We start from the raw sequence: 10,500 nt of genomic DNA, 5'->3' as shown, positions 1-10,500 counted from the left end.
CGCAGGGGAGTTCGCCGGTGTGGGTGGTGTCGGTGGGGTCGGCGAGCGGCAGGGCGGTCAGGCCGGCGTGACCGGGGGTGTCGTACGCGCCGCCGGTGAGCAGGTGGCGGGCGCCGCTGTCGGCGAGCAGGGACGCGTTGCGGGCGGCCGGGGCCGCCGGGTCCAGCGGCAGATACGCCCCGCCGGCGGCGAGTACGCCGAGCACACCGGCCACGAACGGCACCCCGGGGTCGGCGAGCATCGCCGTCACCGAGCCGGGACGGAACCCGGCGGCGGTCAGCCGGGCGGCGACACCGGCGGCCCGGGTCAGCAGCTCCCGGTAGGTGACGCTGCCCGTGCCGTCGGTGACGGCGACCGCGTCCGGAGTGCGAGCGGCCACCGCGCGCACCCGCTCGACCAGGCCCTCGTACCCGGCGCGTTCGGCCTCCGGGTCCCAGGTGCTCAGCAGGCCGACCGGCTCGCCGGGCGCGCGCACGCCGATGCGGGCGAGGGGCTGGTCGGCGGGGAGCGTGGCGAGGTCGGCCAGGAACGCCTCGAACCGGGCGAGGTGGGCGGCGAGGTCGGTGTCGGTGTACAGCTCCGGGTTGCCGTCGAGGTGGATCTCCATCGTGCCGTCGGCGGTGTTGAGGACGGTCACGATGAGGTCGTTGACGATGCCGGTGGACAGGTTGACGACAGTGCCCGGGCAGTCGCCGAAGGCCAGTGCCGGGTCCTGGTTGAGGACGTTGATGAAGGGGCCGAAGACGCGCCGGTCGTCGGTGCGCAGGCCGATGTCGCGGCGGATGCGGTCCCCGCGGTACCGCTGGTGCTTCAGGGCGCCGGAGACCTCGGTCCAGGCCCGCCGCAGCAGCTGCGGGGCGGTCAGCTCGGGGCGGACGCGCACCGCGAGCGGCAGGTAGTTGGCGAGCATGCCGGGGATCTCGCGGGCGACCGCCCCGGTGCGGCCGGTGACCGGGAGGGTGAGCAGCGGCTCGGCGGCTCCGGTGACCCGCTGGGTGTAGGCGGCCATGGCGCCGACCATGAGGACGGGCAGGGTGACCTTGCCGGTCCGGGCGAGGTCCCGCAGTGCCTCGGTGGCCCCGGGGCTGAGCGTGGTGGTGTGGCGCAGGGCGCTGCGGCCGGGGGCCGGGTCGCGGTCGGAGAGCGAGACCAGTTCGGGTGCCGGGCCGTCGCCGGAGGCGGTGAGGCGGCCGGTCCAGTAGGCGCGGTCGCGGTCGACCTGCTGGGACTCCAGGTAGCGGCGTTCGCCGTCCAGCAGCTGGTGGAAGGCGGGGATGGCGTCGGCGTCCAGGGCCGCGTCGTCCTCGCCCGCGGCCAGCCGCGTGTAGAGGGCGGCGAGCTTCGGGTAGAGCAGGGCGCGGCTGAAGCCGTCGGCCAGGATGTGGTGCATGCACAGGTAGAGCAGGTGGTGCTCGGGGCCGAGGGTGAGCAGCGCGCCCCGGAACAGCGGGAAGTCGGTGATCCGGAGCGGGTCGGCGTGGTCGGCGCGCATCCATCGCCCGGCGGCGCCGAGCGGGTCGGGATCGTCGCTGAAGTCAAGGTGCCGGAGCGGGAGCTGGGCGAGCGGCCGGATGATCTGGCCCGGGGCGCCCGCCTCCTCCACGAACTGCACGCGCAGTCCCTCGGCCTCGTGCCCCAGGCGGTGCAGGGCCCGCTCCAGCAGCCCGGTGTCGAGCGGGCCGCGCAGGTCGATGTAGTCGGCCATGTTGTAGCCGAGCGGTCCGGTGGCGAACTGCTCGTCGAACCAGATCTCGGCCTGCGCCGCGGTGAGCGGGAGGACGGCGCCTCGGTTTGTCGTCATCGCTTTGCTCTCCGTCATTCTCGAAGTCAGCCCCGCCCGGCCCGTTCAGTCCGCGGAGGCGGCCGCGGCGGCCGGCGTCAGCTCGCCCGTGCCGTCCCGGCCGGCCCGGTCCGCCGCCGGCCCGGTCAGCGGGTCGGGGCCGAAGGCGCCGCGCACCCACTCGTCGTGGTAGACGGTCTCCATGTAGCGGTCGCCCAGGTCGGGCGAGATGGTGACCGCGGTGATCTGCTCGCGGATCCCGCCGGCCCCGTCGCCGTAGTGCTCCTCCAGCCAGCGCAGGGCGCCGGTCACCGCTGTTCCGGTGGAGCCGCCGACCGGGAAGCCGTGCCGCATCAGCGTCCGGCAGGTCCGCACGGTGGCCGCCTCGGGCACGTGCACCACGGCGTCGACCAGACTCTCGTCGAGCAGCGCCGGCCGCACGCTGGTGCCGAGGCCGGGGATGTGCCGGGTGCCGGCCGGTCCGCCGAAGGTGACGGAGCCGACGCTGTCGACGGCCACCACCCGCACCGAGGGCCGGCGTTCCCGGAACCAGCGGGCACAGCCCATCAGCGTGCCGGTGGTGCCCGCGCCGACGAACAGCACGTTCAGGTCGGGGAACTGGCGGGCGATGGCGGGGGCCGTGGTGCGGTAGTGGGCCATCCAGTTGCCGGGGCTGAGGTACTGGTTCAGCCACACCCGGGAGTCGTCGGCGGCGAGCAGTGCCCTCACGTGGCGGATCCGCGCGCCGAGGAAGCCCTCGGTCTCGTGGGGTTCGGTGACGACGTGGACCTCGGCGCCGAGGGACTCCATGGTGCGCCGGGTCACCGCGTTGCAGCGGGTGTCGGTCACGCACAGGAAGCGGTAGCCGCGGCTCGCCGCGAGCAGGGCGAGCGCGACGCCCATGTTGCCGGACGAGGACTCCACGAGGGTGGAACCGGGGCGGAGCCGGCCGGCGGCCTCCGCCTGGGCGACCATCTCGCGGGCGGCCTTGAGTTTGATGGATCCGGCGAAGTTGAATCCCTCGATCTTCAGGAACAGGCGGCGCCCGAACAGCGGCTGAAGATTCACGAAAAGGTCGCTGACATCGAATTCATGCGACGCGGTGATGACCGGCACTGGCACTCCTGGCCTTCGGCAGCGAATGGGCCTCGCCGGCAAGCCTGTCGACGTGCGCTGACCGTGGACTGACGGTTTGCTGACGGCTTCCGGCCATGTCGGCGCGATCGCGAGGCGTCAGCTGACGGTCAGTTGTTCGTCAGCGTGCTCGTGAAATCGTCGTCCGGTTGGAATCGTGCGGGCCGGAAATGTTCCCGCGCCCACCCCGCTCTTCCGTGAGGAGCACGGCTTGAACCGGCAATCCGCCATCAGTGAAGTCCTCCCGCTGTCGCCGCTGCAACAGGGGCTGCTGTTCCTCTCCGCGTACGACCGGGACACCACGGACGTGTACGCGCTGCAACTGGTGCTCGACCTCGCGGACGTGACCGACGCGGACGTGGAGGCCCTGCGGGGCGCGGCGGGCGCACTGCTCGACCGGTACCCGAATCTGGCGGCGTGCTTCCGGCACCGCAGGAGCGGCGAGGCCGTGCAGGTGCTGCCCCGCTCGCTGGAGCTGCCGTGGTCGCAGCGGCGGCTGCCCGCCGCCGGGTTCGACCGGGAGACCGGCGAGGAGCGGCTGCGCCGCTTCGACCTGGCCCGGCCGCCGCTGCACCGCTTCCTGCTGCTGCGGGCGGACGACGGACGGGCCCGGCTGCTGTGGACGGTCCACCACATCCTGGTGGACGGCTGGTCGATGGCCACGCTCACCCGCGAACTCGCCGAGACCTTCGTGCGGTTCCGGGACGGCGGCACGCTGCCGGAGCGGCCGGCGGCCCCGCCGTACCAGACCTACCTCGCCTGGCTGGGCACGCAGGACAAGGAGGCGGCCCGGGAGGCGTGGCGCCGGGCCCTGGACGGAGTGACGGAGCCGACGCGGCTGGTGCCGGGGGGCGGGGACACCGGGGGCACCACGACCGCGGGGGCCGGCGGGAGTACCGGGCTGCCGCGGCGGGTCACCGTCGACGTGCCACCCGGGGTCTCCTCCGCGCTGGCCGGCTTCGCCCGGTCCCGGGGGCTGACCGTCGGCGCGGTGGTGCAGGGCTGCTGGGCACTGCTGCTGTCCCGGCTGACCGGGCAGGACACGGTGGTGTTCGGAACCGTCGCCTCCGGCAGGCCCGCGCACCTGCCGGACGTCGAGCGGATGGTGGGACTGTTCGCCAACACGTTGCCGGTCCGCGCCGACGTGACCGCCGGGCTGACCCCGGCGGAGCTGTTCGCGCGGGTGCAGCGGGCGCGGACGGGGCTGCTGGCGCACGAGCACCTGCCACTGGCGGAGATCCAGCAGGGCACGGCGGTGCGCGGTGAGCTGTTCGACACGGTGCTGCTGTTCCAGAACTATCCGATGGGCGGGCCCGAGCCGGGACCGGCCCCGGCGGGACCCCGGGTGACCGGCGTGGACATCCGCTCCGCCACCCACTACCCGCTGACCGTGACGGTGTTCCCCGGGGAGCCGTTCGAGCTGGCCGTCGACCATCTGCCGGCACTCGTCCCGGAGGCCGGGGCGCGCCGCCTCGGGCGGTGCCTCGTCCGGCTGCTGGAAGAGACGGTGCGCCGGCCGGACGAGCCGTGCGGCCGACTGGACCTGCTGGACGCCGACGAGGCGGCCCGCGTCCTGACGGACCGCAACCGCACGGAGGAGCCGGTGCCGGGGCCGTGGCTGGCACCGCTGCTGGAGCGGTGGGCCGCGCGCACGCCCGACGCGCCGGCGCTGCGCTGCGGCACCGAGCGGCTGACGTACCGGGAGCTGCACGAGCGGGCGGACCGGCTGGCGAAGGCACTGCGGGCGGCGGGCGCGGGTCCGGAGCGGCTGGTCGGGCTCGCCCTGGACCGGTCGGCCGACCTGGTGGTGGCGGCGCTGGCCGTGCTGAAGGCGGGCGCGGCCTACCTGCCGCTCGACCCGGACCACCCGGCGGAGCGCCTGCGCCTCATGCTGGCGGACGCCACGCCGGTGGTCACCCTCACCCACCACCGGATCCGCCCCTTGCTGGACACGATGGGTACGCCGCTCACGGGGCCGTTGTGGGTACTGGACGAGGGCCCGCTGCCGTACGCCCCGGAACCGTCGACAGCGCACCCGCCGACCACCGAGGCACCGCCCGCTCCCCTGCCGAGCACCGCGCCGCCGCCGGCCGCCACGGCACCGGCGACACCCCCTCTCTCCTCCGAGGCACCGGCCACCCCCCTCGCCTCCCCGGCGGCACCGACGCCCCCTTCGTCGTCCACCGCACCGGCCGCGTCCCTTGCCTCCTCGGGCTCTGCCGCCGCCCCGGCCGACCCCGTCGATCCCACCGCCCCCCTCGGTCCCGTCGACCCCGACGACCCCGTAGGCCCCGCAGCCACCCCTCCCCACTCCGACCACCCGGCCTACGTCATCCACACCTCCGGCTCGACCGGGCGGCCGAAGGGTGTCGTCGTTCCGCACGGCGCGCTCGTGAACCTCGTCGCGGACATGGGGCGGCGCTGTGCCGTGACCGCGGCGGACCGGTTCCTCGCGGTGACGACGTTCGGGTTCGACATCGCCAATCTGGAGCTGTTCGTGCCGCTCGCGGCGGGCGCCGAACTGGTCGTCGCCGACCGGGAGACGGTCCGTGACCCGGCCGCCCTGGCCACCCTGATCGGGGACTGCGGCGCCACGTTGCTCCAGGCCACGCCGAGCCTGTGGCAGGCCCTCGCCGGCTCTCACGCCCGGACCCTCGCCGGCCTGCGGGCCCTCGTCGGCGGTGAGGCGCTGCCCGGCCCCCTGGCCCGGTCGCTGGCCGCGCACTGCGCGTCGGTCACCAATGTGTACGGTCCGACGGAGACGACGATCTGGTCGACGGCTGCGCCCCTTCCTCCGGTGCCGTCCGGGCCGCCGCCCATCGGCCGCCCCATCGCCAACACCCGGGCCTACGTCCTGGACGCGGCGCTGCGCCCGGTGCCCGACGGCTGCTTCGGCGAGCTGTACCTAGCCGGCGCCGGTCTCGCCCGTGGCTACCTGGGCCGGCCGGGCCTGACCGCCGAGCGGTTCACGGCCGATCCGTTCGGGCCGCCCGGCACCCGCATGTACCGCACCGGTGACGTGGTGCGCTGGTCGCCGGACGGTACGGCCCTGGAGTACGGGGGCCGCACCGACCACCAGGTGAAGATCCGCGGGCACCGCATCGAACTCGGCGAGATCGAATCCGTGCTGGGCGCGCAGCCCGGCGTCGAGCGGGCGGTCGTCACCGCCCGCACCGACCAGAGCGGGGACACCCGTCTGGTCGCCCATGTCGTACCGGCAGGGACCGACCGCGACCGGCTGCGGGAGCGCGCGTCCGCGGTGTTGCCCACGCACATGGTCCCTGCCGTGTACGTCTTCCTGGACGAGCTGCCGCTGACCCCCAACGGCAAGGTCGACCGCAAGGCACTGCCCGCCCCGGCCGAGCGGCGGGCGGGCACCGGCCGGCCGCCGTCCGGAGCGCGCGAGGAACTGCTGTGCGCGGTCTTCGCCGAGGTGCTGGGTCTGGAGCGGGTGGGGGCCGACGACGACTTCTTCGCGCTCGGCGGCCACTCGCTGTCCGCGATCCGGGTCGCCAACCGGCTGCGGGCCGAACTGGGCACGGAGGTCCCGCTGCGCACGCTGTTCGACGCCCGCTCGGCCGAGGCACTGGCGCGCACCCTGGCCGGGGAGGGGGGCGGAGCCCCGCGGCCGGCCCGGCCCGCACTGCGCGCGGCGGCGCTCCCGGAGGCGCCGCCCGTGCTGTCGTACGCGCAGGAGCGCCTGTGGTTCCTGGACCGGATGGGCGCGGGGGCCGGCTACAACATCCCGCTGGCGGTACGGCTGTCCGGCCCGCTCGACACCGGGGCGCTGGGCGCGGCGGTGGCGGATGTGGTCGCCCGGCACGAGACGCTGCGCACGCTGTTCGTGGCGGCCGACACCGGGGCGGCGCCGCTGGTGCTCGCGCCGGAGGAGGCGGACGCCCGCCTTGAGGTCGTACCGGTCCCGGACGACGACGCCCTGGCCTCCGCGCTGGCCGCCGAGGCGGCCGAGCCGTTCGACCTGGCCGCGCGGATCCCGGTGCGGGCACGCCTGTTCGCGCTCGGCGACGACACGCACGTCCTGGTACTGACTCTGCATCACATAGCGGCCGACGGCTGGTCGTTCGCCCCGCTCGCCCGTGATCTGACCACCGCCTACACGGCCCGCCGGGCCGGCCGCGCCCCGGACTGGCGGCCGCTGCCCGTGCGGTACGCCGACCATGCCCGCTGGCAGCGCGCGCTGCTCGGCGCCAAGGACGACCCGGGCAGCCTGCTCTCCGCCGAACTTGCCCACTGGACCGAGTCGTTGGCGGGCATGCCGCAGGAGCTGGACCTGCCGGCCGACTTCCCCCGGCCGGCCCGGTCCTCACAGCGCGGCGCCGCGGTCACCCGTACGCTGCCCGCCGCCGCGCACGCCCGGCTCGCCGAGCTGGCCCGGGACGCCGGTGCCAGCCTGTTCATGGCGGTCCAGGCAGGTCTCGCGGCCCTCCTGACCCGGCTCGGCGCGGGCACCGACATCCCGCTGGGCAGCCCGGTCGCCGGGCGGACCGACGAGGCGGTGCGCGATCTGGTCGGCTGCTTCGTCAACACGCTGGTGCTGCGCACCGACACCTCCGGTGACCCGTCGTTCGCGGCGCTGCTGGAGCGGGTGCGGGAGACGGACCTGACCGCGTACGCGCACGCCGAGCTGCCGTTCGAGCACCTCGTCGACGAGCTGAAGCCGCAGCGGTCGCTGGCCCGGCACCCGCTGGTGCAGGTGGTGCTGTCCGTCACCCCGGGCGACGACCCGCTGCCCGTGCTGCCGGAACTGACGGCCACCGTGGAGCCGGTGCCGTCGCGCACGGCCAAGTTCGACCTGGCCTTCGAGGTGACGGAGCGCCGTGACGCCGACGGCGGCCCCGCCGGGCTCGACATCCGCCTGGAGTACAGCACGGACCTGTTCACCGAGGCCACGGCGGACCGCCTCGCCGGCGCCCTGGCCGTGCTCCTCGCCGACGCGGCCCGCACCCCGGGCGCGCCGATCGGAGCCCTCGCCCTGCTCACCGCGGAGGAGCGCCGCACCCTGCTGACCGCGGGTCACGGCCCGTCCCGGCCCCGCCCGGAGGCGACGCTCCCGGCGCTGTTCGAGGAGCACGCGGCGGCGGCACCGGACCGTGCGGCGCTGGCGGTGCCCGGCGGGACGGAGGTGCCGTACGGGCGGCTGAACGCGGACGCCAACCGGCTCGCCCGGCTGCTGCTCGGCCACGGGGCCGGGCCGGGCGCCGTGGTCGCGCTGGTCCTGCCCCGCTGCCCGCTCACCGTGACGGCGCTGCTGGCGGTGCTGAAGACCGGCGCGGCCTATCTGCCGGTCGACCCGGACTACCCGGCCGAGCGCATCGCGTACATGCTCGGTGACGCGGCCCCGGCCGCCGTCCTCACCGTCCGGGAGTCCGCCGGCCGGGTGCCGGACGGCACGTCGTCGGTGGTGCTGGACGACCCGGCCACCGCGGACCTCGTCGCCGGTCTGTCCGGCGCCGACGTCACCGACGCCGAGCGGACGCGCCCGCTGTCGGCGCGGGACACCGCGTACGTCATCTACACCTCCGGGTCGACCGGCCGGCCCAAGGGGGTGGCGGTGCCGCACGCGGGCGCGGCCCACCTGGTCGCCCACCACCGGGAGGAGCTGGGGACCGGGCCGGACACCCGGGTGCTCCAGTTCGCCTCGTTCAGTTTCGACGCCACCGTGTGGGAGCTGGCCGCCTCGCTGTTCTCCGGCGGCACCCTGGTGCCGGCCACCGCCGAGAGCCGGCTGTCCGCTCCACTGCTCGCCGGCCTGCTCACCGAACAGCGGATCACCCACGCGCTGCTGCCGCCGACCGTCGTCGGCCGTTTCCCGGAACCGGCCGCCCTGCCCGCGGACCTGTGCCTGATGGTCGGCGGGGAGGCCTGCCCGCCCGCCGTCGTGGAGCGCACCGCGGCCCGGGTGACCCTGCGCAACGCCTACGGCCCGACCGAGATCACGGTGGCCGCCACCCTCAGCGCCCCGCTCGCCCCGGGCAGCGGCCGGCCGCCGATCGGCCGGCCGCTGCCCAACGTGCGGGTGTACGTCCTGGACACGGCCCTCGCGCCGGTGCCGGACGGGATCACCGGCGAGCTGTACATCGCGGGCGCGGGTCTGGCCCAGGGCTACCGGGGCCGCCCGGCCACCACGGCGGAACGGTTCGTCGCCGACCCCTACGGGCCGCCCGGCACCCGCATGTACCGCACCGGGGACCTGGTGCGCCGGCGGGCGGACGGCGAGCTGGACTACATGGGCCGCGCCGACCAGCAGATCAAGCTGCGCGGCTTCCGGATCGAGCCGGGTGAGATCGAGTCCGCGCTCACCCGGCACCCGGTGATCGCGCAGGCCGCCGTGGTGCTGACCCCGGCGGACGGCAGCGGCCGGCTGACCGGGTACGTGGTGCCGGTACCGGGCGTGGCCGCCGTGGACGTGCCCGTGCTGACCGCGTACCTCGCCGAGTCGCTGCCCGCGCACATGGTGCCCTCCGCGCTGGTGTCGCTGCCCGCGCTGCCGCTGACGCCGAACGGCAAGCTCGACGTCCGCGCCCTGCCGGCGCCCGGCGCCCCGGCGTCCGCCGCTGCCGGGCGGGCCCCGCGCACCCCGGCCGAGCGGGCGCTCGCGGAGGTGTTCTGCGAGGTGCTGGGGCTGTACGAGGTCGACGCGGAGGGGGACTTCTTCGCGCTGGGCGGGGACAGTCTGCGGTCGGTGGAGGTGGTCGGCCGGGCCGCCAAGGCCGGGCTGACGCTCGCCCTGTCCGATGTCTTCGCGCACCGCACGGTGGCGGCCCTGGCGGCGGCCGCGACCCCGGCCGGGGCCGGGGAGGCGGCCTCCGTGCCGCTGCTGGAGATCCGGCCGCACGGCACGGCCGCGCCGCTGTTCTGTGTGCACGGCGGGGTCGGCTTCGGGCTGCCGTTCGCGGAGCTGGCCGCGCGTCTCGATCCCGACCGGCCGGTGTACGCGCTCCAGTCCGACGGTGTCGCGGCACCGCCGGGTGCCTGGGACCGGCCGGCGGACGTGCGGGAGCTGGCGGCGACGTATGTGGAACGGGTGCGGCGGGTACGGCCGCACGGGCCCTACCACCTGCTGGGCTGGTCGTTCGGCGGGCTGGTCGCGCACGAGATGGCCGTGCTGCTCCAGGCGGCGGGCGAGCGGGTGGCGTTCCTGGCGGCCCTCGACGCCTTCCCGGTGGCACCGGACGATCCGAACCCCACCGACGAGGAGATCCGGTCGGCCTTCCTCGCCCACCACGCGCGCGGCACGACGATCGCGGACGGGGACCTGGACCGGCTCATGACGGTGATGCGCCACCACACCGACATCGCGCGGGAGTTCACCCCGGGACGGTTCACCGGCCCGCTGACGCTGTTCGTGGCGACGCACGGGCAGCCCGCTCCGACCGGCGAACTGGCGGCGCGCTGGCGGCCGTACCTGGACGGACCGCTCACCGTGCACGAGATCGACTGCGGGCACGAGGAGATGCTGGGCGGTACGGCGGTACGGCGGATCGGCGCGCTCACCGACAGCGCGCTGCGCGAGGTCTGAGCGCGGGCACGGGAAAGCGCCGGCGGCCTGGGGCCGCCGGCGCTCC

Annotated in this window: 3 protein-coding genes; 1 reads left to right on the top strand and 2 read right to left on the bottom strand. The window is 75.6% G+C overall.

Annotated elements, in window-relative coordinates; genetic code table 11:
* On the bottom strand, positions 1 to 1,801 hold a 1,801-nt coding region (locus C3492_RS40970; RefSeq protein WP_146075797.1), incomplete at its 3' end, for a condensation domain-containing protein.
* 45 nt (positions 1,802 to 1,846) lie between these two features.
* The gene (gene sbnA, locus C3492_RS40965; protein ID WP_103817674.1) at positions 1,847 to 2,896 is read right to left on the bottom strand and encodes a 2,3-diaminopropionate biosynthesis protein SbnA; all 1,050 of its coding nucleotides are present in this window, start codon (positions 2,894 to 2,896) and stop codon (positions 1,847 to 1,849) included.
* Between the two features lie 229 nt (positions 2,897 to 3,125).
* On the opposite strand from sbnA, the gene C3492_RS40960 reads away from it, so the two are divergent.
* A complete protein-coding gene (locus C3492_RS40960) occupies positions 3,126 to 10,454 on the top strand; it encodes a non-ribosomal peptide synthetase (protein WP_103817673.1) in 7,329 nt (2,442 codons plus the stop codon).
* Positions 10,455 to 10,500 lie beyond the last annotated feature (46 nt).

Source organism: Streptomyces sp. Ru62, from assembly GCF_002920615.1.
Classification (GTDB): domain Bacteria; phylum Actinomycetota; class Actinomycetes; order Streptomycetales; family Streptomycetaceae; genus Streptomyces.
This window is presented reverse-complemented; position numbering and strand designations above follow the sequence as displayed.